This is a genomic window from Acinetobacter sp. AOR01_HL (genome assembly GCF_027855455.1).
GTDB lineage: Bacteria > Pseudomonadota > Gammaproteobacteria > Pseudomonadales > Moraxellaceae > Acinetobacter > Acinetobacter baumannii.
The window spans coordinates 1-23,035 of record NZ_JAKTIM010000058.1 but is presented as its reverse complement, the minus strand read 5'-3'; the positions used below and the strand labels follow the sequence as shown (position 1 = coordinate 23,035).

The window sequence follows — 23,035 nt, the reverse complement described above, 5'->3', positions numbered from 1 at the left end:
GACCAGGATTTGTCGTATGCCTTATGAGGCAACCCTCTACCCTGCAATCCTTTGCCGTGCATCAACCAATGACCACCAATTTGATAAGGTGGGTGTGCGTCCTAATTCTTCAAAACTAATATTGATTCCCTGCGCTTTGAGTTCCGAAGAAAACTGCATAATTCGTAATGAGTCCAATCCATAAAGAATCAGGTTTTCTTCTGGATCTAATTCATCTTCTTCAATAAGCTGCTGGACCTTTTGCTCTAGCCAAGGTCGTGTAATGCCTGTTGCCACCTGCCCCACTACAGATTCGGTATCCACAACTTGACCGCAACGTGAAGATACATATTTCAAAGCTAAGCGATGTTCTTCTTCTGAAAAATCGGCAACTGCATCCCCAACCAAAAAGGGTTGTATGTCACTCATAAAGGCTTCAATTGCCGTAACCATACAACCGATATGGGCATAGACACCGCCAATAATGAGCTGATCACGATTCCAGTTTTGCATTCTTTCAAGCAAATCCGAACGTTTAAACGCGCTATAACGCCATTTCGTTAAGACAATGTCATGTTCAGCAGGAGAAAGTTGATCAATAATTTTTTGCTGATCAATTGTTGAGGCTGGCAAACCCGGTCCCCACATCGCATTCAGTAATGCACGATCTGCCGCTGGCTGTTCATAAGGCTGTGCTGTATAGACAACAGGAACATTGTTCTGATGTGCCCAACTTCTTAGTTGAACTAAATGATTAACAACCGTTTTAATTAATTCACTTTCAGCATCGTAAAAATTTAAAAAGTAACGCTGCATATCATGAATTAATAAAACTGCTCGAGAAGGATCTAATTGCCAGTCTGTTTTATTATTTGGATAACTCTCTCGTTTGGGCATGAGATAAGTAGAAATTTTTGAAATAGCCATATGCTGCTCAATATTTATTAAGATGTTGTAGATGTATTTAAAATGCTGCGAAGTTGTTTTTTGTCCACCTTACCGACTGCGGTCAGTGGCAAACTTTCGATTAATTTGATCTGGTCTGGAAGTTTGTATTGTGCAATGCCTAACTCCATGAGATGGCGTCTGAGCACAACAGCTTTAAGTTCAGGATTTCGAGAAACAATAAAGGCACAACTCTTTTCACCAAATTGTTCATCAACAATTGCGACCAAAGCTGCGTGCATAACTTCCGGATGTAGAAGAATAAGTTTTTCTATTTCTTCCGAAGCAATCTTTTCACCACCACGGTTAATCTGGTCTTTAATTCTTCCTACTACACGTAAATTACCATCAGGGGTACGCTGCACGAGATCGCCTGAATAGTAATAGTTGTCCTTATCAAAGACCTGTGAATTATGTTCAGGGCTTTGGTAATAACCGCAAAAGGTATAAGGTCCCCGAGTCGCAAGCATCCCTATTTCACCTTCCGGAACCTCTTTATACTGTTCATCCACAATTTTGATTTCATCATCAGAACTGATAGGACGCCCTTGTGTCGTAAATATTTGCTCATCGGAGTCATCGAGTCTGGTGTAATTGACCAAGCCTTCGGCCATTCCAAATACTTGTTGTAATTTACAATTGAGGACTTCAGGAACTTGACGGGCTAAAGATTCAGGGAAACTTGCTCCACCTACTTGAAGCAACTTTAAAGACTGAATTTGATCTTTATATTGCGCGGCTTTTTCTAGCCACATAATGACAGCACTCGGCACTAAAGATGCCATATTGACTTGATGTCTTTGAATAATAGAAAAACAATTGAGCGGTTCAGGATTTGGTGCCATCACAACACATCCACCTGCATGTAAAACGCCTAATGCACCGGGTGAACTCAACATAAAGTTATGCGGAGCTGGCAGAGCACACAATAACCGAGTATTCGAGTTTAAACCGCAAATCTCGGCACTGGCTCGCACACTATAGTCATAGTCATTATGCGTTCTTGGAATAAGTTTTGGTGTTCCCGTACTTCCACCTGACAACTGAAAGAAAGCAACTTCATCAGCAGGTGTAGATGAAAAATCGACAAAGATCTCTGCTGGTGTTTCAATCCAGTCTAATAGTCCGAAATCGGTAGCTTGATGATTGAGCATCAAAATAATTTCAGGACCTAAATTTACTTCATGAAGTGAGTCAATAAATTGATTATTGCTAAATACTTCATGCTGACGCGAACCAATTAAAAGCTTAGGTTGAATCTGTTTAATAAAGGCATTTAGTTCATATTGGCGATGACTATATAGCGCATTGAGCACAACCACGCCTGCCTTAAGCAAGGCAAAAAAGACAATATAAAACTCTGCAACATTGGGAAGCTGTACTAAAGCAGTATCACCCTTGCCCAAGCCTTTTTCAGCTAGTCGAGAAGCTAAATTTGTTGATAGCTGGTCCAGCTCGATATAACTCAACTGACGCTCACCACAAATAATTGCCGGTGAATGCGGATGCGATTGAACCCCTACCGTTAAAATGCGCGTCAAAGGTTGGTCAATCCAATAACCTTTATTTCGATAGTGTTGCGCTCTCTCGGGAGACCAGCGAACAAACTCAATCAACTGTTTTTTCATGACATTCTAAATATTCAATTTAATTTAATGGTTATCAAGCTATTGATTCTTCGTAAATTTTCTTACATATCGGCATAAATATTTAATTTGAATACCGACAAAAGAAAATTCTTAAGACGGACAAGCTATATATTCACAGCAAATTGGAAATGATTAACAAATGCAACTGGTAATCATTTTCATTTGTTTGTATGATGCTGAAACAAGATTAATTTGTCAACCGAGTTATCGTTCAATGTGTGAATTAACTTCGATGCAAGCGGCCTGCTGGTTTGGTCGCTCTGGCAACGCAACTTTAGGTGGGGTTGCTGCCCACCTCTATGCAGAATTTGACGGTCAATTTATTGATCTACAAAAATTACATTTAGCACTTCAACGACTTTATAAAGAACACCCTATTTTGAGATTAAGTTTGAGTGCCGATGGCATCGCAAACATTATGTCTGAGAAGACTCAACAGATATTAGAAGTCGATGATTTTTCAAAGCTTAACGATCATCAAATTGAGCAAATGCTCATGCAAAAACGGGAACAATGGACCCATCAAAAACTTGATTTAAGTCAGGGCCAGACTGCAAGATTTTCTATAAGTGTTCTTAAAAATAATATTTTTCGTTTTCATGTAGATACGGACATGATTGCTATAGATCCGTCCAGTTTTTTGAACTTGATGGAAGATCTTTCTTTATTTTATGAAGACCCAGAAATATCATTCTCCCGTCCGCCTAATTTTTTTGACTGGTATCAAAAAATACGGACAGACCCTGACCTAAAAAAATTAAACCAACGAGACCGCTTATGGTGGAAACAACGTCTGCCTCATATTAGCCCTGCTCCGTCTCTACCTTTCATTCATCAAGAATTCAAAACAGCAAAAAGTGATCGTTTAAGTACGTGGTTATCGCCGGAAGAACGAAAAGCATTACAACAACTTGCTAGAAAACAACATATTACTGTGACCAATCTGATATTAGGTCTATTTGCCTATACGCTTGGTCATGCAACCAAAGATCACAGCTTCCGATTAAATATTCCTACTTTTTGGCGTGAGCCGGTTTTAAAAAATGTCGAAGGCACTATTGGTGATTTTGCTAATTTAGTCATCCTTGATGTCGATATGAAAGAGGCAACTACCTTATCCGCATTCTGCAAACAAATAGCAAATCAAATGCTTGAGTTATTAGAGCATTCACATTATTCGGGTGTGAATGTTCTACGTGACCTGTCCCGTTATCATGGTAGTGCACAGATTGCTCCCGTGGTATTTACAGCGGCACTCGACTTAGAAAACGATAATTTGCTTTCCGAACGTGTCCGCCGTGTTTTTGGGTCAATGAATTGGGTCATTTCACAAGGGCCGCAAGTTGCACTTGATGCACAAGTTGCTCAAGTAGATGACGGTATTTTAGTTAATTGGGACATCCGTTTAGATGCTCTACCCAAAGAATGGATCACGAATTTATTTGAATCTTTCATTCATTTACTTAAAAATCTTGCCGCACATCCTGAGCAACTTAATACACAAATTATAAACTCAGCACAAAATACCTCGTCAGATCGTACGTCTCAAAAACCATTAAATGCATTACAGCAAGCTTATCTATTAGGTCGAACTCAAGCCCTTCCTTTAGGTGGTGTTGCCATGCAAGAGTTTAGGCAGTATCACGGCAAAATGGATATTGTTTTATTAAGACAACGATTGGCAGAAATGGTACGGCGGCATGACAGCTTACGAACCTATATTGATAAAAATAGGTTAATACAATATGTAAGCGATCAAGTGAGTGTCAATTTAAAAGAAATAGACCTAACTACATGGGAACCTGAACGTGCTTCTCACCACATCGAATCCTATAAAAATAGTTATACGCATGAGCTATTTGATTTAAATCAGTCGCCTTGGAATATCACCGTATTTTTATTAAAAAATAATCTATTAACGATTTTTGTCCGCTTTGATGCATTAATTTTAGATGGCCGATCTATAGCTTCACTTATGTTAGAGCTATTTGATGGACAACAACATGATATCCAAACACAAATAGAAAAAAATGAAGTTGAAAATAGCTTATCTGTTCATCAAGCAGATATGGCTTACTGGGAAAGAAAATTTTCTAAATTATCGGCTATTCCTGCGCTTCCGTGGAAAACACCCTTACAGCATTTACCGACTTCACGTTACCAACGTAATAGTTTGGTTATAGAAAAAGATCAATTTAAACAGTTGTCTAAAATTGGCGCAAAACATTCACTGTTTAAAAACTCAATCATCATGGCGCTTATTTTGGAAGTGCTATCTCATTGGAGCACGGATAAATCTCTATGCGTTGCTGTTCCTACACTTCCCCTCTATGCCGGACCATTTTCAAATAGCTCTACGTTTATTGCAGTTGAGTGGAAAGCTTTAGATCAATTTGCTGAACAAGCAAACCGCTTGCAAACTGAAGTTTTAGAGGGTTTACAGCATCTTTCATTTTCAGGCGTTGATCTCGCTCGACTATTATTTGAAAAAGTTGGCACTGCTCCAGTATTGCCGATTGTAATTACAAATGGTTTGTCATGGCCTGTATTATCTGAATCTCATCCTATTCAGCAACAAGATGGCCTTACTCAAACACCCCAAGTTGCAATTGATATTCGCTTTAGCACAAGAAATGACGGCGCTTTGATTTTCGATATTGATTATGCCCAAGAAGCATTTTCATCCCAAATGATTGAAGATTTCTTGGATGCACTGCAATTAGCAATCAAGCAAATTATTGGTTCAGAAATATTCAGTTTTGATCTCAGCAATTTTTTCAGTGAGCTTCAAAATAAACGACCATATTTTAAAAATAATGAGTCCGATCATTCATCTATACCAATTGAAAATAATGCTAAACAGCAAAATCAACTACTCGACATTTACTTAGAAGTGATAGGCCACCCGCCAAATATGGAAGTGGACAACTCAACTCATTTTACTCATCTCGGGCTACGTCCACATCATTTAAAGGTCGTTTCAAAACGTATTAATGAAACATACGCGATTCAGCTCTCACCTGTTCAACTTATTCAATGTCGCAATATTGCTGATGTAGAGAAACTACTAACAGCACATTAATTCGTATTTTGAACTTTCATCATTTTGGAAACAGATAAAGTATAAACATGAAAAAAATAGATATTACCGGAATTGGTATTGGGCCATTCAACTTAGGTTTAGCTGCTCTTTTGTCTCATCATCCCGAAATCAAAAGCGTATTTTTAGAACGTAAACCAGAATTTCGATGGCATGAAGGGTTGCTATTGCAAGGTACGACATTACAAGTTCCTTTCTTTGCCGACTTGGTTACTATGGCCAATCCTTGCCATCCCTTAGGCTATATTAATTATTTACATCAACATGATCGCTTGCATCAGTTTTATTATTACGACAGTTTTTTAATTCCACGCCGTGAATATGACCATTATTGCCGTTGGGCTTCAAAACAATTACCCGATTGTCGATTTGGAGAAAACGTAAGCCATGTGGAATATGATGCCAAGCTGGATAAATTTATTATAGAAAGTGAATCAGCCTCGGGCGAAAAACAAAAATATATAAGCCAAAATCTGGCGATTGGTATTGGAACTAAACCTCGAATTCCTAAATGGCTGGAAACATGCAAACACCCTTTGGTAAAACATTCAGCGGAGTTTGCAAAAATTCAGGAACAACTTAAACAATGTAAACAGGTCACGGTTATTGGCTCAGGCCAGAGTGCAGCAGAATGTGTGCTTGCTTTATTTAATTCACTTACACCAGAACGAGTAAAAGCAGGCGCATCTATTCGTTGGATCACACGTTCTGCCGGCTTTCACCCAATGGAATATTCTAAACTTGGACAAGAGTGCTTTACCCCTGCATATATGCAATATTTCCAAAGCCTGCCTAGAGATAAACGCCGCGATATTGCTGCTAGTCAGGGCCTGATCTATAAAGGGATTAGCTTCTCAACCATTGGCGATATATATGATGTGCTTTATGAGCGTTCAGTGGCTGGTGAAAAATCCGGTTTAAGCCTATACACAAGCTGTGAGGTTGAATCGGTTGAAGAACTTGAATCGGGTTCTCTGCGTTTAACTTGTTTGCATACCCAACTCGATCAACGTTGCGAATTAGAAACTGATGCCCTTGTCGCAGCTACAGGCTATGTTCATGATTGGCCTGAATGGTTCCAAAATATGAAGGGTTCTATTTTAGCTGTTGATGATAAAAATGATTGTATTGTTCAAGAAGACTTTACGGCTTTACGTTGTGATCAGGGACAAGGTCGAATTTTCATTCAAAATGCCGAGATTTTTCAGCAAGGCGTTGGTTCTCCTGACTTAGGAATCGGAGCAACCCGAAACTCAGTCATTATTAATCAGCTACTGGGGCGTAATGCATATCGAATTCCTAAACAGTCTTCTTTCCAGCACTATGGTTTACCAAAATAAAAAAACGCTTAATAAAAAACTGCCAAATCAAATTTGGCAGTTTTTTTATATGTTCTTTTTAGATCAAATTAAAAATCAATTGTGGCAGATAATAAATAAGTACGTGGTGCACCAAGCATTAAATTTGTAAATTGAGGCATTGACCAATATGACTTATTGGTGAGGTTATCAATATTCCCGCGAATAGTGACAGGAAATTGAGCTATTTTTGTATTATAACGTGCGCCAATTCCGTACACTTCACGTCCAGGTACTGAAGTTGAGTTATCATTATAAATATATTGTTTAGACGCAGCTGTCGCATTGGCAGTCAAAGTTAAGCCAGGGATATACGACACATCACCTTCAATACCAAGTTTAGCTTGCACTTTTGGAACACCGGCAACAACATTTCCTAACTCGCTTGCAATTCTGGTTTTTGTAATTTTAGGATCAATATAAGTTAATCCTCCCATTACACGAATATTGTCAACAGGTGAACCATAAAAGCCCCATTCAACTCCGCGATTACGTTGTTCTCCATCAGCGCCATAAATAGATTTGATTTTTTCATCGGTACTTTTAATTACATACGAATTTCTAGATTTGATCTGAAATACACTAAACGTATTGGTGAAGTTACCGCTGTCAATTTTAATTCCGGTTTCCATCTGCTTAGTTTTAAAAGGAGAAAATATTTGCCCCTCATTTTCGTAGTTTTGTCCGGTAGGTACGGTTCCCCCTGAGCTTAATCCTTCAATATAGTTTGCATATAATGAAACATGATCATTTGCTTTTACCAAAATTGCAGCTGCAGGTGTAATAGCGTTCTTATCATAACGACCGTTAATATTTCGGACGCCCTGCCCATTTAAACTTTCGGTGACAATATTTTGATAACGCAGTCCTAAGGTTAATTGGACTTGATCTTGAAGAACCGACATCGTATCGGCTAAGCCAACACTTGTTAAATTTTCTTTATTACTAAAAATAGGTGCAATAGGAACGCGATTCGGTTTACTGCCCCAATTCGGATTATAAATATTAGTTACACGATCTCCCTCAGGAAATCCTTGTCTAATACCAGCTTCGTCATCCGTTTCGCGGTAATGTGTTGCATTTAATGCCAGTGCATGTTTGACAGCACCTGTATCAAATTTACCACGTAAACCCACTTCAGCAGATTTACGTTCATATTTGAAACCTAAATGTGCAATATTAAACTTTATATCTCCCGCTTCGTTTTGTATTTCAGTTTTAGCAGCACCTAAAGTGTTATATTCTGTTTTACTCATACCTGCCGTTGCATACGCCATCCACTTATCATTTAAGTCATACTCGCCTCGGATCATACCTCCCGTATCACGCGTGTTATAGACCGTCCACGTTGGGTTCAATAAAGTATCGGGATTTGGCGCTTTGGGTAAATTGACACCCGGTAAAATGGTTAAACCACGATTTATACCGTCAGCATGGTCACGGCTAGTATATAAATCGGCTGAAAGTCGTGCATTGTCACCTCTCCAATCTAAACCAAGTGAAAATAGATGAGTGGTTTTTTCTTGCTCTTTAATCGGTCCTTCACCATCTCGATATACGCTATTGAACCGCACACCAAACTCTTTGTTTTCACCAAAACGGCGTCCAATATCCAGATGGCCTCCGAATTGTGAATCCGACATATACGTCGTTGTAAAACGAGTTAAGGGATCATCTCCTGCACGTTTCGGAACCAAGTTAACTGTTCCCCCTAAAGTTGAACCTGGAGGCATTCCGTTTAACATTGCTGAAGGGCCTTTTAACACGTCAATACGTTCAAACATTTCCGGTGAGGCACGGTATAAAGGAGCAATACCATATAATCCGCCCATAGAAGTATCGCGACCAGCAGCCACAGAACTTGATCTAAACCCACGAATAGCATAACTTTCTGCAATTACGCCGTAAGCGCCAGTTGAAAAAATAGATGGATCCGTTTTTGCAATCACATCGGTGATATCTTTCGCTTGCTGATCTGCAATATATTTTTCTGTATACGCAATGGTATTAAACGGGGTTTCCATAGCGGTTTTATTACCTAAAAAGCCAACTGAGCTTTTCGACGAAACCTGTCCTCCCGCATAAGTATCATCTTGTTCAGCTTTTACGGTAATTGCTGGTAAAGCTGCTACATTTGTTTGAGCAGTTTGTTGTTCTAGAGTTTTTGCTGAATTATCAATAACAGCAGCATAGGTATTTGATGCACATAGAACAAATACGGTGCCTAATGCATAGCCTAATCGAAGGGCCATTTGTGCAGATGCAACACCATTTAATACAAAAGAACGGTGATTAATTCTTTGATCATTCCCAGTTTTAAAATTACGGTTATAGCTAACGTTGTTCATTGAAAGACCTTTAATGTTGTGATTCATTTTTTATTAACTACCTGCTTAAAATTCATAGCAAAATAGTGAAAATTTATGCTGTAAAATTTAACTAAGTGATGTGCCCAAAAATTTATTGATAGCCTTTTTTCACATTTTCCATCACTATTTTGAGTGAGGTTGGGCTTGCAGCCGTGGTGTACCACGCATCGGCATCGACAAAAATGACACGACCGTTTTTCCATGCTTTGGTTTGACGTAATAATGGATTTTCAACACTGGCAGCATTAATGTTTGAGCGATGTTCCATCACAGCAGTTCGGTCCACGATATAAAGAATATCGGGGTCAGCTTTTTTGATGAATTCACTCGAAATAGGTTGCCCATGTAGACTTGTATCCACCACACCACTTGCAGGCTTTACCCCAAAGGCATTAAAAATAAAGCCATAGCGTGACTGAATACCAAAATTACTAAATGCCCCATTGTTATGAAGAACGACTAATGCTCTTTCCGGGCGATTGGCCGTTACGGCTTGTACTTGCTTCACTTGTTCATCAAGTTCAGAAACTTTCTGGCGAGCTAAGTCTTCTTTATTAAATATTTTTCCTAAGGTCATCATATGGTCTTTAACCAAACCAATATGATTACTCTCGCTATTGTTGAAATTAATATCGTAATGAATGGTCGGGGCAATTTTTGACAGTTCCTGATATTGATTAACGTGTAATGGCGTCATCAAAATCAGGTCTGGTTTTAATGCATATATCCTTTCCATATTGGGCTGTACAATTGCACCCAAATCCTGAATTTGTGGATCTTTTTTATATTTTTCCAAAAAGTGTGGAACATAATCTTTTGGCATTCCCATAATCGGGACATTCAGTTGATCTAGAAAGTCAGCTTCATTCATATCAAGTACAGCAACGCGTTGCGGTAAATGATCTATCACCGTAGTTCCAAGCGCATGTTTCACCGTAATCGGTTCTGCTAGCTTCTGAGAAGCTTGAGTGGTATCTGCAACTTTTTGATCACATGCTTGTAGAGTGACAGCTGCCGCTATGATGAGGGCTACTCCCCCATACTTTTTCTTCCAGTTCATATGTATTCAAGCTCCAGATGAGTTGAAGTAATTACACATACAGCCACGCTCACTGTATGTAATTTCAAAATCAAGCTCGTACAGATCATTTAATTGCGCCTCTGTAATCACTTGTTCCGTTAACCCACTGAAATGAAGCTTGCCGTTCTTGAGCGCGACAATATGGTCCGAGTAATTCGTGGCAAAATTGATGTCATGAATGACTAAAATCACAGTACGCCCTTGTTCATCACATAAGCGTCTGAGTGCACGCATAATTTGAACGGCATGTTTCATATCAAGGTTATTTAAGGGTTCATCTAATAAAAGTACGTCTGTTTGCTGTGCGATCGTCATCGCCAAAAAGGCCATTTGCCTTTGACCACCACTAATTTCATCTATGTAAGATTTGCGCAGCGGCTCTAAAGAAAGAAACTCAATAGCTTCATCAACCACTTGGCGATCTTTCTCGGTTAAAACACCACGGCTATAGGGAAAGCGTCCAAATGACACCAGCTCTTCTACGGTTAAGCGCAAATTAAAGCCGGGTGCTTGACGTAAAGTCGCGACATGCTTGGCGTAAACAGCGGTTTTAATATCCGCAATATTTTGATGATTAAGAAAAATCTCGCCTTTATCCGGCTCAATTAAACGTGCCATCATCATGAGCAAAGTCGATTTTCCGGCTCCATTTGGACCAATGAGTGACGTCACCTGACCTGTAGGAAATTCAACATTTACGTCAGTCAGTATTGGCTTATTTCCATATGACTTATTGATATTCTTGACATGAATCATGCAACACCTCGGGTACGAACCGTCAGCGCAAGGAAATAAATGCCACATACGAGGTTGACCAAAATGCTGACGGTCGTTTTGTAATTAAAAACGTGCTCAACTAAAATTTGAGCAGCAATAAATATGGCAATCGTGATGGCACAGCCCATGGGCAGCGTTAATTTATGCTTATAACTTCTTGTTAGCGCATAAGTAATGTTGGCAATGAATACGCCCATAAATACTGTCGGGCCAATCAGGCTGGTAGATACCGCAACCAAAATAGCGATCAGGGCTAAATAGAAACTGACATAGCGGTGATGATGAATGCCTAATGAAATCGCTTGCTCACGCCCTAAAATCAGAACATCCAGAACAGGGAGCGCTTTCCTACCGAGAAATAGAACAATGACTACGGCTAAGCTGGCATACAATAAAGTTTCTGGTTGAGAGCGATTAAAAGAAGCATAGCTAAGGCCTTGGAAAACAGAAAATTCACCAGGATTAATTTTGAGTTGAATAAATTGAGTAATCGTCCCAACGACCATCGTAAGGACTAACCCTAAAAGCAACAGGAGAAAGACATCATTTCTGCCATATGGCAATAACCACTTATGGATTACCCACGAGTAAAGCAGCATTAAAACGATAGAGATAAAGAAATTACCATTTATTCCTAACTGGCTTAATCCATGTGTTCCCCAGAAGAACAACAACAAAACTTGCCATAAGAGATAAATCGCTTCATAGCCCATAATTGAGGGAGTCAAAATACGATTACCGACCAATGTTTGAAAAACAATTGAGGAAAAAGCAACGCAAATACCGGCTATCACAATCGTGGCAAGACGCAGAAGTCGGTTAGGAATGACGTAATCAAAATCTAGTCCTGAGTTTAAAAATAAAAAACATACTGCTAGGCAGATAACGATCAGATAAATCATCCATAGCTTTGTAATGCGCATTATCTGAACTCCCTCAAAATGAGGATGAGGAAAATAATTCCCCCCACACCACCTGCGGTAAGTCCGATCGGCACTTCAAATGGGTAAATGATTGAGCGGCCAAGAATGTCACAAATCAGTAATAGAGATGCCCCACCCAAAGCCACAATCGGCAAGGTTTTAGCTAAGTTTTCTCCGTATTTCAGTGCGACTAAATTGGGGACCACGAGCCCGACAAAAGGAATAGCACCAACCGTAATTACTGTGGTCGAAACTGTAATGGCAACCAGTATCAAACCAATGGCGGCTATAGCTGCATAACTGAGTCCCAAACTAGAAGCCATCTCTTCCCCCATACCAATTACGGTAAAGCGGTGTGCGAAAAGATAAGTCAGGGCAACAATCGGAAAAATAATGTAAATAACTTCATAGTGGCCTTGGACAATTTTTGAAAAATCTCCTAAAAGCCACCCTTGCATACTTTGTAAAATATTAAAGCGATAGGCATAAAACTCAGCTAAGGCACTCAGTACACTGCCGTACATCAAACCAATAACTGGTACTAAAACCGTATTTCTAAAACGGATCCGCCGAATAATTGCGATATAAATTAAGCTGGCAATAAAACAAAAAATGATCGCAAATATCATCTTGCTCAGCGTGCTGGTTACCGGAACTAAAGTTAACGACACTAAAATTCCCAGTTTGGCAGCATCTAAACCGCCCGATGTTTCCGGTTCAACAAACTTGTTACGCACAATATGTTGCAAGATGACGCCACATACCGCCAACCCGATACCTGTAAGCACAATAGTAATTAAACGAGGAATACGGCTGGCTGTAAGAGTGAGCCAACTCTCATGAGAAAAAGAAAATAAGGTAGTCCACTGTATTGGCTCAGCCCCGAGCAATAACGAGCAAATACATAAAATGATAAAAATACAGAATAAGCCGAATTGCATCAGTGGCGTGCCCCACTTGAGCGTAATAAAGCCGATGCAAATTGCAAATTTAGTCCCATCAAACCAAAGTGAGGGAAAATTTGTTCAACATTTGATGGGCTTATTAACCTTTCATGATTGAATATTCTCATGAAAATTCCTCAATTTTATCGAGACAACAGAATCAGTTCCTTTTAAATAGGCAAAATCACAGCCCTATTCTTAGGATCGTTTTTTCATCTTTAAATTATTTTTGCCTAACCAATTTCGAATTAAATAAATATTAATCAATCACTTATTATTTATTTTCTATTTTAAAAATTCGTCATTCTCAATTGGCACTATCTACTTGCAAATAATAATCTTGATGTAAATGAGAATCAATTATAGTATGTTTAAAGGTAAAATGTAACCCTACTGTTACATCAGTACAGTTCATGTGGACATCAACTCATTAGAAAAAGGTCAATTTTTGCAAACAAGCAAATCTATAACATTATGAATTATATGAAATTTAATCTAATGTAAAAAATTTGCGAAATAAAAATTGATGAAAATAGCCATTTGATAAACCAGGATTCATTTATGTTGGAACAATTTTCCAAATCGCCCTCTCTCCTTTCGGTTACTGATTACGAAGAACATATCTGGATGTTGCAATTACAACAGCCTGAACAAGTTAACCGACGTTTTAATCTATGGAAACTTAATCAAGGTTTAGACATTCAACTGCTCATTAAAGCAATTCAAGACATTATTAAAACTACACCTGACTTAAATGTTCGCTATACATTTAGTGACGAAGGTGATTTATACAAGTATCCATTTGATGATCATTCGGCTTGTCTAGAAGTAAAAAAAAGCAATGCAGAACAAGTATTTGAGCAGGTCGCCGCCTTAAAAGCGCAAGCATGGAATGCAGAATTTCATCCCCCTTTTTTTACAAGTCTCGTAGAAACTGAACAAGACTATTTTCTTATTTTAGCGCTCCACCCGATTCTTGATGAAAGCTATCAAAAGTCAGATTTTATTCAGGCTATACAAAATCGATATCAACAAAACTCACCAAATAATATGCCATTGGTGCTGATGGAAATTGATATCTCAAATCATCTAGATGTAAGTTCTACAAAAGCGCCAGAACAACCTAATCAAACTTATGTTTCAGAAATTATTTTAGAAGAGTTTCGAAATACGCTCGCTGAACCAGAAATGAGTCAGCATGATGACTTTTTTGATTTTGGCGGCCATTCACTATTAGCAACGCGAATTATTGGAAACCTACTTAATAAACATGGAATTGAGATTCAATTTAATGATTTCTTTAAATCTCCATCTGCTGCCGATTTAGCTCAATACGCTTTCGTTAAATCTGCAAAAACTGAAAAATCCACCTTACAAAGTGTCGATAAAGCCCCGCTTACTTTAGCTCAAGATTTCCTGTGGCAAGCTTATTCTGCGTTCGATTTTAGCCCAATTTATAACTTACCATTTGCCGTAGAATTCCTTGAAGAAATTAATGAAGATATTTTCTTGCAAGCCTTTACAGATATTGTTGAGCGCCATGCAGGCTTACGTACAATTTTTAATAGCGCCAATGGTCAAACCTATCAACAGGTTATTCCTACATCTGAACTTAAAAAATTCAAATGGTTTTGGAACAGTGCCGAAAGTCACGATGCAACGCTTACCAGTGAAGCTTCATATAAATTTGATTTAACCCGTGAACTTCCCTTAAGAATTCGTTTGATTCGAAATGCCAAAGGTCGCCAAACTCTATCGTTTTTAGTTCACCACATGGTGATTGATGAATGGTCTTTAAATACCATTATGGCTGACCTTGCGCATGCTTATCTTGCTCGCTCAAATGCTCAAGCTCCAAACTGGAAGGCACCAGCCCAATCTATTCTCGATTTTTCTTTACTCCAGCAAAAGCAAGGGATTAACCAAGACCATCTAAATTATTGGACTAAGCTGTTAAGAGGAGCAACCATAGGTCTAAGCCTCCCTGTTTCGGAACATGAATTAAATGCTGAAAAAGAAAAACCTCCAGTTCAATGGCTCGAACTTAAATTTGCACCAGAAATGTATGAAAAGCTCCTCGCATTTTCAAGACAACACAGCTCTTCTATTTTCGCAGTTCTCTATACTGCTATCGCCAATGCATTACAGCAACAAGGCGATTTAAAAGATATTGTGATTGGTACTTCTGCATCTGGACGAACTGATCCTGAGTTTTTTGATACGGTGGGTTACTTTACGACCATGGTTGCGCATCGCACACAGTTTAGCCCTTCAGATTCATTCCAATCGTTGCTCCACAATATCAGCACAATGATTAATACCTCGATGGCCTATGCAGATATTCCCATCAATCATATACAAAATGCGTTAGGGATGAGCGCAGATGAAGGACTGTTATTTGATGTGTTTATTCATATCCATTCAAATAATGCTTTAAACGGCGCGCTCAAAACACCTCAGGGACAAGACCTTCCTTATCGCCAGATTTTGCCGGAACGTAATGAATCGATGTTCGGATTACATTTTGAAATTATGGAAAATGTGATTGATGGACAGCATCAGTTAAGCATGATCATTACGTATCAAGCCCACCGCTTCCCGACTGCAATAGTGAAAAGTATTTGCGAAAAAATGAAGGCAACCTTAGCTCAAATCTAGTTACCCTAAAACCCACCATGTGCTTAAAAGCAAACAACTCAACTCCGCTTTTAAGCACATTTCAATTTTTCTATTTTATTTGCTGCTCTACTTTATTCACCACATCCTGAATTGTTTTGCAGCTAACTAGCGTATAAAAATCAATTTGTGTATTGAGCTTTTGAGAAAGTTTCTGAGCAATACTCATAAGTTGTTTCGGACGAATTCCTATATCTAATATTTCACTTCTATAAAAAATATCCATTTTTTCAGCTTGACTGTCAGATATGCATTCACGGAAAACCGATAAAACCGAATCCCCCACCTCAGCGATTGATGACTGTGTTTTAGAAGAGTTTGCAGACAACGTAGAAGATACATAAATTTTCCCCTGAGCGATTTCTTGCACAGCTTTACGATCAATTTTTCCATTTCGGGTCAGAGGTATGGTTTCGACGGCCAAATATTTCGAAGGAATATGTGAACTCGGTAAATGTATTTTTAAGAAGTTCTTTAATTCGGGGCTATTTAGGCGAGTAGTTTTGTATTTATTTTCTAGGGTGTAAACGGCGACTAACTCTTGAGTTTCAGTCGTTGGATGTACACAACTGATCACCACACAGTTATGGATATACGGGTTCTTCGTCAAAGCATTTTCAACCTCAGCCGCAGAGATTCTCACACCTTTTATTTTTAAATAACCTTCCTCACGTCCAGCAAAAATAATATTTCCATCTTCCCTAAAATACCCTTGGTCACTCATACGAAAAGCCGTTTGAGTTTCATTTTCGCTCACTTGAATTTCAACGAAATCTTTATAGTAAATTTCCCCGTCAAGTAAATAACCATTAGATAAATTTAGGCCAGTCATGTACATCGTACCGACCTCGCCCATTTGGCAAGGCTTTAGATTTTCATCCAAAATAAAATAACGGTTATTTTCTAAAGCTTTTCCATACGGAATAATTTCCTGATCTTGCACATTTATTTCATGCCATATACTCCAAATTGTGGTCTCGGTAGGCCCACCTAATGAAAATAAACGAGCGTTAGGCAATTGTTGTCTTAACTTCGCTATAAGTGAAGGCTTGATATAGTCGCCGCCTTGGGCAATTAAACGCAAAGACTGTAATTGTTCTTTTTGAGCTACACTGAACAACATATCGACAATGGCAGGAACACTGCTCCAAATCGTAACCTTGCAACGATCTACTAAATCGGCCCAGACAACAGCATTTTTACTTTGCTCAAAAGATGGAACCACCAAAGTTGCACCCACTGCCATTGAAGCAAATACATCAAATACCGACATATCATGATGAAACGGTGTTACCGCCATAATCACATCGTCAGCAGTAATTTTCCATTCCGAGATCGTCTGTTGTAGCGTGTTTTCTGTGGCTTGATTATTTAAGACCACACATTTCGGAGTTCCTGTACTTCCCGAAGTATATAAATAATATGCCGGAAGTCGGTTAATTTCGGCGTTAAAGCTCGGTTCATACTCAGTTGTAGCCGATAAAATTTCGTTAATATTTAGTGTTTGCACACCTGCAATGGATGAGTCACTCACCACAACATCTGCCCGACTATTCGTCAATAAATAGTTCAGTCGCGATGGCGGAGAATCCATATCTACAGGTAGCCAAATGAAGCCAGTGAGCGCACATGCTAAAGCTGTATAAATATGCTCAGGACTTTTTCTCAGGCAAATTGCCACCACCGACCCTGTCGCCAAGTCTTGCATTTTTAGCGCATACATAACCTTGGCGACCTGAGTCCCTACCTCAGCATAACTAATGCTACGACCTTCAAAAATGAGTGCTGTTCGATTGGAATTTTGCTCAAAAATATTTTCATAAATTCGCTTTAAGAAATTTTCTACGTTGTTATTTTTATCATTCATTTGCCCTAAATTTTGACTCAAATCTTTTAGCATTTATCTTGGTCCTCACCCTATTCTTTATGCAATACCACCCGACCTAATATTCAAAACAATGTTATAAAAATGTCGTCTTTATCGCTGTTTGTTTGAATAATAGATACCCCAGCACAATAATATAAATGATAATCATTTACAATTACTATTAAGAGAAATATCAATTTCTTTCTTTTAAAAGCCATTAATAAAAAATGATAAATATCAAAATAATAAAATAATTTTTCTATTCGGTTTAATCGTTTAGTGAACTAATTCTATCGTCTAAAACTCACAATTAATAATGATTATTATTTACATTAAGGGCTAACTTGGTTATCGTAGCCATAGAGAGGTTACATCTATATCAATTATCGCGCTCTATAGTAATCATTAAGCTTGGGTTATATATATGACAAAAATTGCAGAAAAATCGAAACAAGAATATGGCGACTTACTAAAAGAAAAAGACCATTTACAAGATATGGAACAGCTTGAGATGACTATTGTCTCGATCCAGACGCCGTATCCTTCTATTGTAAGAATTCAAGGAAAAATCAACACATTACAACCAGAGCTTTGGCAAGCTCCCAATTTGGCAATTCGGTTAATTGTGAACAATCCGCCAGAGGGACAACCCATTTCACGTGTCTATACGGTCCGTTCATTTAACCCTGTAAATGCTCAAATCGAAATTGATTTTGTTAAACATGAAGATTTAAGCCCAGCAATGGAATGGCTTAATTCGGCTCAAGTGGGTACAAAAATCGGGCTTATTGGCCCCCGCCCTCATTTCATTCCCAACTTTACAGCCAAAAAGCATGTGGTCATGTTTGCCGACGATACGGCTGTACCTGCGTTATATTCAATACTTAAGCAATGGGAACTCGGCATAAGTGCGGATATTTTCATTGAAAGTTTTGAAAAAGACATTGCTAGCCAATTACCCGAACTTGAGCATGTCAAAATTCATTCGTTCCATAAAGAACATCACACGTCACAGAAAGGCCTTCTTTTAAAGGCAGCATTTGCGCTAGAAAATTATGAAAATATTACGATTTGGGCGGCTTGCGAACGCAACGAAGCAAGAGCCTTACGTCAATTTTTTCTAGAAGACCAACAGTTAAATAAAAATGACGTGCGCATTGCTGGCTATTGGAGAGATGGCGTATCAAGTTCAGAGTTAGACAAACTGCGCGCTCAACATTATCAGGAACATATTCAGCAAGGTAAGACCTTGAACGAATATGATGACCTCGATTTGGCAAATTAAGTTTCTTTTACATACAAATAGGCACTGGCTCTGGATATACCTAAATGTTGGGCAACCGTTTCCACCGCCTTTTTAATTTCTAGTAAGCCATTATTTTTGAGTTCTTGTATTAATTGCTTTCTCTCATTGAGTTTTAGCATACGCGGTGTAGTGGCATGTTTTGAAGCAAACTGATCGATATATCTTCGAATTGCTTCCGTGCCATTCGGTTCCAAATTTTCAATAATGCTGTCATTTTCAATTTTAGTGAAATGCTCTAAAGCGCTTTGCATCCCTCTAAATAACGTTAAATCAATATTCATACATAAAGCAGCTACGTACTGGCCCTCTTCATCTTTAATGCCAATCGAGGTGCTTTTTGCAGGGCGGCCATCTGCAAACTGGTTAGCATAGTTTGTAATAAGGTTTGGAAACTCCGGAGACATAATTCTTGCCAGCCCCAACTCAGTTGCCGGATCTCCAACTTTTCGGCCAGACAAATTATTGTGTATTGAAAGTATGGCATGCTCAGGATTGGTTAAGTCATGGACAACAACTTCACAAAAAGGCGCTAGTGTTTCACTTAACCCTTTCGCGATAGTATCAAGTTGAGTGAGTAAATGTTTATCACGATTGCCCAATGTATTTCTCCTAATGACTTAATTACTGTTTCAAACCGTAGAGTGAAGTACACAAACAGTAATTTAGACTTTTTATCTAATTTTAAACTTAATGTAAATCAAAATCTTATATCTCATTGTTATCAAATTAAAAAATAAATTAGACATTTTATCTAAATATATATATTTTATCTAAACAAGGTCAATAGATTGTGCTTTCCTTGGCAATACGAAATCTTGCATCCGAAAACATTGAATAGAATCAGGTTTAATTATGAAAAATTTAACCCTTCCAAATTATGAAGATGTCGCAGCCGCTGCTGAACGTATAAAAGATTTTATAAATAAAACCCCTGTTTTAACTTCACGTACGGTGAACAATGAATTTGAAGCAGAAGTGTTCTTTAAATGTGAGAACTTTCAGCGTGTAGGCGCTTTCAAATTTCGTGGTGCCATGAATGCACTTTTGCAATTTAATGAGACTCAAAAGAAAGCAGGTGTAGTTGCTTTTTCTTCGGGAAATCATGCACAAGCCATTGCGCTTTCATCAAAAATTCTTGGTATTCCAGCAACCATTATCATGCCTAAAGATGCACCTGCTGCAAAAATGGCAGCAACGCGAGAATACGGCGGTAATATTGTTGAATTTGACCGTTATACGGAAGATCGGGAAAAAATTGGAAAAGAGATTGCCGAAAAAAATGGTCTAACATTAATTCCGTCTTATGACCATCCGCATGTGATTGCAGGTCAAGGTACGGCTGCTAAAGAGTTATTTGAAGAAGTCGGTGATTTAGATTACCTATTTGTATGTTTAGGTGGTGGCGGTTTGCTGGCAGGTTCTGCCCTATCTGCTCGCCAGCTTTCTCCGAACTGCAAAATATATGGCGTTGAACCTGCGCTAGGAAATGATGGACAAATGTCTTTTAGAAAAGGAGAAATTGTTCATATTGATACCCCTCCAACCATTGCCGATGGCGCACAAACTCAATATTTAGGCAAATTGACCTTTCCTATTATTCAACAGAAAGTTGATGACATTTTGACGGTCACAGACGAAGAACTCATTAACGCTATGAAGTTCTTTGCTGAAAGAATGAAGATGGTGGTTGAACCGACAGGATGTCTCGGATTTGCGGCTGCCCGTAATTTAAAAGATGAGTTAAAAGGCAAACGTATCGGCATTATTATTAGTGGTGGCAATGTCGATATTTCTAAATACGCGGAGTTTTTATCTGCTTAATCAAACTCAGTGTCTCTCTATAATTTCCTTTAAAGCCTTATAGGTAGACATTTATATATAAAGTCTTTTTAAAAAGCTTGTTTTATACAGGCTTTTTTTATATCTAAAATTTAAAACGAATATTTATAAAAATCTTAATCATCTTAAAAATGCAACAATATGTTGCATCTACTCTATTTTTAGCTTTACCCCACAGGTTTAACATATTCCTCAAGAGATAAATAATAATTGAGGAGATCGAGTCATGAATGCTTATTTGCATCGTAGTGAAGATCGTGGTCATGTTAAAGCAGGCTGGTTAGAGTCTTATCATAGCTTTTCGTTTGGTAGCTGGTATAACCCTAAATATATGGGGGTAAATGCACTTCGAGTCATTAATGATGACCGAATCGATGCCCACAACGGTTTCGGCACTCACTCGCATGATAATATGGAAATTTTAACCTGTGTGCTTGATGGTGCAATTTCACACCGTGACACCATGGGAAATGAAGGCCAGATTAAAGCAGGTGAATGGCAACTTATGAGTGCCGGTACAGGTGTTGCTCATAGTGAGATTAATAACACCGATACGCCAGTGCACTTATTACAAATCTGGATTATTCCCGATGTAAAAGAAGCCGAGCCAAATTATCAGCAAATTAGTTTGGACCCGCGTAATCAACCTAACGAATGGCATTTGATTGCAGGCCCTGACGCAAATGCACCAATGCATATTCGCCAAGATGCACAGGTAAAATCTGCTGTACTCGAAAAAGGTCGTGAATTGCCAGTTGAGACTTCAAAACGAGTAAATTACGTTCATGTAATTTCAGGTGAAGTTCGTATTGGTGAGTACGAAGTGAAAGCGGGTGATGCTCTGGTCTTTGAAGATAATGCCGTGATTCATGCAAATGAAGACAGCCAATTTATCTGGTTTGATTTACCTTAAACTGCTTAAAAGCCCTTTTATATGAAAGGGCTTTTTAGTCACTGCTACCGCCCCCATCACATCCGCCCGAGTCAGAAAATGATGAGCAATCATTTGATGAATGAGAACTATGGTGACTGTTATCGTAAATATGGTGGTGTGGTGAATATGTTGAAGCTGAATAATCATGCTCAGCCGATGGTGAATAATTTTTTGAATTTCTAAGTAATGCGATTAAGCAAATGATTCCAATACTCGAAAAAATGGCAATAAATATCACAATAAATAACTTCAAATAACGTCCTCCCTCATACAGCTATAGAGATCATTGTTGTTTTTCTCTTTCATTATTTAAAGGAGCCATGCTGAATAAACAAGTTATTTTTTGATAAATACAGCACAGCCCCCTTTCTTATGACTCGTATTTAGCCGCTACTGGCAAAACCCTAAACTTTTCATTTGCATGTAGTTATTCCTCTTAAAAAACATTCAAACACACCCTCCCGCTCGCTTACCCCACCAGAGCTTAAAAGCTGAATGATTGTGCCTTCCACCATATATAAAAATAGTTTGGCATCAGTAAAAGAGACATCGGGTTTAAGCAATCTAAGTTGGCTATAAATCTCATTTTTTAGCCATGTTCTATAGCGCACTGCGGATTGATAAGCGTTGGGATAGCTATTTTTAATTTCAAAAACGGCTTTAAATAATAAGTAATACGGCCCTTCTAGATCGGTATGTAGAAAGTAAAGCTTTTTGAGTTTATCGATGGCAGGAGTGCTTAAGTCATATTCGACCATTGCGACTACTTTTTCTTGGAGCTTTTCTTTTTGCACCATGAGGCAGATTTCAATAAGCCTTTCTTTAGAGTGAAAATAATTATAAAAAGTCGCTTTTGTAATCTCTGATTCTCTCACTATTCTGTCGACCCCAATAAGGTGAAATCCACGGTGATGAAACAGATCAATTGCTTTATGTACAACGTATAAGGCACGTGTTGGGAGAATTAAATTTGGCATAGTTTTACCGTTATAAATTCTTGTTGTTTGTAAATGAGATACTTTTTTGGGAGAAAAAAGGCACAGCAAAGCCTATAAAGACTGTGCTTGGCACATCTCAAGTTTTATTGTTGCTAAGTTTTTGGTTGTGACGATTTAAAGTCTGAAAGCGCTAATAGCCCTCAAACTGCTTTAAGGTTTATGTGGTGTCGTTATAGCTTTTGGCAAAGGCTGCCAAGAAATAATGGATGTGCAAAGCCAACTCCTTTTTATTGGGAGTTCTGCCAAAGCATTAAAATTATGGTGGCAGAACGAGAAAGGGTTAGCAGACT

General features: G+C 38.5%; 16 protein-coding genes. 6 read left to right on the top strand and 10 right to left on the bottom strand.

The window, feature by feature from the left end; all coding sequences use genetic code 11:
* Window positions 1–36: 36 nt before the first annotated feature.
* Both basF and basE read right to left on the bottom strand, forming a co-directional pair.
* The gene (basF, locus tag MKL62_RS18865; protein ID WP_001018271.1) at window positions 37–906 is read right to left on the bottom strand and encodes an acinetobactin biosynthesis bifunctional isochorismatase/aryl carrier protein BasF; all 870 of its coding nucleotides are present in this window, start codon (window positions 904–906) and stop codon (window positions 37–39) included.
* A 17-nt stretch (window positions 907–923) separates the two neighbouring features.
* Complete coding sequence (gene basE, locus MKL62_RS18860) at window positions 924–2,552, bottom strand: (2,3-dihydroxybenzoyl)adenylate synthase BasE (RefSeq protein WP_005128216.1); 1,629 nt, start codon at window positions 2,550–2,552, stop codon at window positions 924–926.
* Between the two features lie 160 nt (window positions 2,553–2,712).
* Here basE and basD point away from each other — a divergent pair, with 160 nt between their 5' ends.
* The gene (gene basD, locus MKL62_RS18855) at window positions 2,713–5,655 is read left to right on the top strand and encodes an acinetobactin non-ribosomal peptide synthetase subunit BasD (protein ID WP_005128215.1); all 2,943 of its coding nucleotides are present in this window, start codon (window positions 2,713–2,715) and stop codon (window positions 5,653–5,655) included.
* Between the two features lie 47 nt (window positions 5,656–5,702).
* Window positions 5,703–7,013 (top strand): putative histamine N-monooxygenase, encoded by a 1,311-nt coding sequence (basC, locus tag MKL62_RS18850; RefSeq protein ID WP_000717765.1) that lies wholly within the window; start codon window positions 5,703–5,705, stop codon window positions 7,011–7,013.
* A 68-nt stretch (window positions 7,014–7,081) separates the two neighbouring features.
* Here the strand turns inward: basC and MKL62_RS18845 are convergent, their stop codons facing one another.
* The 5 genes from MKL62_RS18845 to bauD form a co-directional block, all read right to left on the bottom strand.
* Window positions 7,082–9,406 carry a TonB-dependent receptor gene (locus MKL62_RS18845; RefSeq protein ID WP_025470000.1) on the bottom strand — a complete coding sequence of 775 codons (2,325 nt, stop codon included), beginning with the start codon at window positions 9,404–9,406 and terminating at the stop codon, window positions 7,082–7,084.
* Window positions 9,407–9,491: 85 nt separating this feature from the next.
* Window positions 9,492–10,460 carry a siderophore-binding periplasmic lipoprotein BauB gene (gene bauB / locus MKL62_RS18840; protein WP_005128213.1) on the bottom strand — a complete coding sequence of 323 codons (969 nt, stop codon included), beginning with the start codon at window positions 10,458–10,460 and terminating at the stop codon, window positions 9,492–9,494.
* 6 nt (window positions 10,461–10,466) lie between these two features.
* Entirely contained in the window at window positions 10,467–11,237 is a 771-nt protein-coding gene (gene bauE / locus MKL62_RS18835; protein ID WP_005128212.1) for a ferric acinetobactin ABC transporter ATP-binding protein BauE, read from the bottom strand.
* A complete protein-coding gene (gene bauC / locus MKL62_RS18830) occupies window positions 11,234–12,181 on the bottom strand; it encodes a ferric acinetobactin ABC transporter permease subunit BauC (RefSeq protein ID WP_005128211.1) in 948 nt (315 codons plus the stop codon). Before bauC ends, bauE begins: the two co-directional genes overlap by 4 nt.
* Window positions 12,181–13,122 carry a ferric acinetobactin ABC transporter permease subunit BauD gene (gene bauD / locus MKL62_RS18825; protein WP_030423600.1) on the bottom strand — a complete coding sequence of 314 codons (942 nt, stop codon included), beginning with the start codon at window positions 13,120–13,122 and terminating at the stop codon, window positions 12,181–12,183. Before bauD ends, bauC begins: the two co-directional genes overlap by 1 nt.
* A gap of 630 nt (window positions 13,123–13,752) precedes the next feature.
* On the opposite strand from bauD, the gene basB reads away from it, so the two are divergent.
* A complete protein-coding gene (gene basB, locus MKL62_RS18820; RefSeq protein WP_109850609.1) occupies window positions 13,753–15,783 on the top strand; it encodes an acinetobactin non-ribosomal peptide synthetase subunit BasB in 2,031 nt (676 codons plus the stop codon).
* A 70-nt stretch (window positions 15,784–15,853) separates the two neighbouring features.
* On the opposite strand, the gene basA is transcribed toward basB, so the two are convergent.
* Window positions 15,854–17,701 carry an acinetobactin non-ribosomal peptide synthetase subunit BasA gene (gene basA, locus MKL62_RS18815; RefSeq protein WP_005128206.1) on the bottom strand — a complete coding sequence of 616 codons (1,848 nt, stop codon included), beginning with the start codon at window positions 17,699–17,701 and terminating at the stop codon, window positions 15,854–15,856.
* A gap of 391 nt (window positions 17,702–18,092) precedes the next feature.
* Here basA and bauF point away from each other — a divergent pair, with 391 nt between their 5' ends.
* Window positions 18,093–18,953, top strand: a complete 861-nt coding sequence (gene bauF, locus MKL62_RS18810) for an acinetobactin utilization protein BauF (protein ID WP_000160879.1) — start codon at window positions 18,093–18,095, stop codon at window positions 18,951–18,953.
* Here the strand turns inward: bauF and MKL62_RS18805 are convergent.
* Entirely contained in the window at window positions 18,950–19,573 is a 624-nt protein-coding gene (locus MKL62_RS18805) for a helix-turn-helix transcriptional regulator (RefSeq protein ID WP_000528170.1), read from the bottom strand. The two genes, bauF and MKL62_RS18805, sit on opposite strands and share 4 nt — an antisense overlap.
* 253 nt (window positions 19,574–19,826) lie before the next feature.
* Here MKL62_RS18805 and MKL62_RS18800 point away from each other — a divergent pair, with 253 nt between their 5' ends.
* Window positions 19,827–20,795 carry a threo-3-hydroxy-L-aspartate ammonia-lyase gene (locus MKL62_RS18800; RefSeq protein ID WP_000793828.1) on the top strand — a complete coding sequence of 323 codons (969 nt, stop codon included), beginning with the start codon at window positions 19,827–19,829 and terminating at the stop codon, window positions 20,793–20,795.
* Between the two features lie 244 nt (window positions 20,796–21,039).
* On the top strand, window positions 21,040–21,726 hold the full coding sequence (locus MKL62_RS18795; protein WP_005128202.1) for a pirin family protein: 687 nt from the start codon (window positions 21,040–21,042) through the stop codon (window positions 21,724–21,726).
* 434 nt (window positions 21,727–22,160) lie between these two features.
* Here MKL62_RS18795 and MKL62_RS18790 read toward each other — a convergent pair whose 3' ends face one another.
* Window positions 22,161–22,724 (bottom strand): TetR/AcrR family transcriptional regulator, encoded by a 564-nt coding sequence (locus MKL62_RS18790; protein WP_005128200.1) that lies wholly within the window; start codon window positions 22,722–22,724, stop codon window positions 22,161–22,163.
* Window positions 22,725–23,035: the final 311 nt, after the last annotated feature.

Coding starts and splice junctions, on each gene's coding strand:
- MKL62_RS18795 (WP_005128202.1), top strand. CDS start 21,040: ATGAATGCTTATTTGCATCGTAGTGAAGATCGTGGTCATGTTAAAGCA.
- MKL62_RS18800 (WP_000793828.1), top strand. CDS start 19,827: ATGAAAAATTTAACCCTTCCAAATTATGAAGATGTCGCAGCCGCTGCT.
- bauF (WP_000160879.1), top strand. CDS start 18,093: ATGACAAAAATTGCAGAAAAATCGAAACAAGAATATGGCGACTTACTA.
- MKL62_RS18845 (WP_025470000.1), bottom strand. CDS start 9,406: ATGAATCACAACATTAAAGGTCTTTCAATGAACAACGTTAGCTATAAC.
- bauC (WP_005128211.1), bottom strand. CDS start 12,181: ATGCGCATTACAAAGCTATGGATGATTTATCTGATCGTTATCTGCCTA.
- basE (WP_005128216.1), bottom strand. CDS start 2,552: ATGAAAAAACAGTTGATTGAGTTTGTTCGCTGGTCTCCCGAGAGAGCG.
- basF (WP_001018271.1), bottom strand. CDS start 906: ATGGCTATTTCAAAAATTTCTACTTATCTCATGCCCAAACGAGAGAGT.
- bauD (WP_030423600.1), bottom strand. CDS start 13,122: ATGCAATTCGGCTTATTCTGTATTTTTATCATTTTATGTATTTGCTCG.
- MKL62_RS18790 (WP_005128200.1), bottom strand. CDS start 22,724: ATGCCAAATTTAATTCTCCCAACACGTGCCTTATACGTTGTACATAAA.
- basA (WP_005128206.1), bottom strand. CDS start 17,701: ATGCTAAAAGATTTGAGTCAAAATTTAGGGCAAATGAATGATAAAAAT.
- basB (WP_109850609.1), top strand. CDS start 13,753: ATGTTGCAATTACAACAGCCTGAACAAGTTAACCGACGTTTTAATCTA.
- bauE (WP_005128212.1), bottom strand. CDS start 11,237: ATGATTCATGTCAAGAATATCAATAAGTCATATGGAAATAAGCCAATA.
- bauB (WP_005128213.1), bottom strand. CDS start 10,460: ATGAACTGGAAGAAAAAGTATGGGGGAGTAGCCCTCATCATAGCGGCA.
- basC (WP_000717765.1), top strand. CDS start 5,703: ATGAAAAAAATAGATATTACCGGAATTGGTATTGGGCCATTCAACTTA.
- basD (WP_005128215.1), top strand. CDS start 2,713: ATGCAACTGGTAATCATTTTCATTTGTTTGTATGATGCTGAAACAAGA.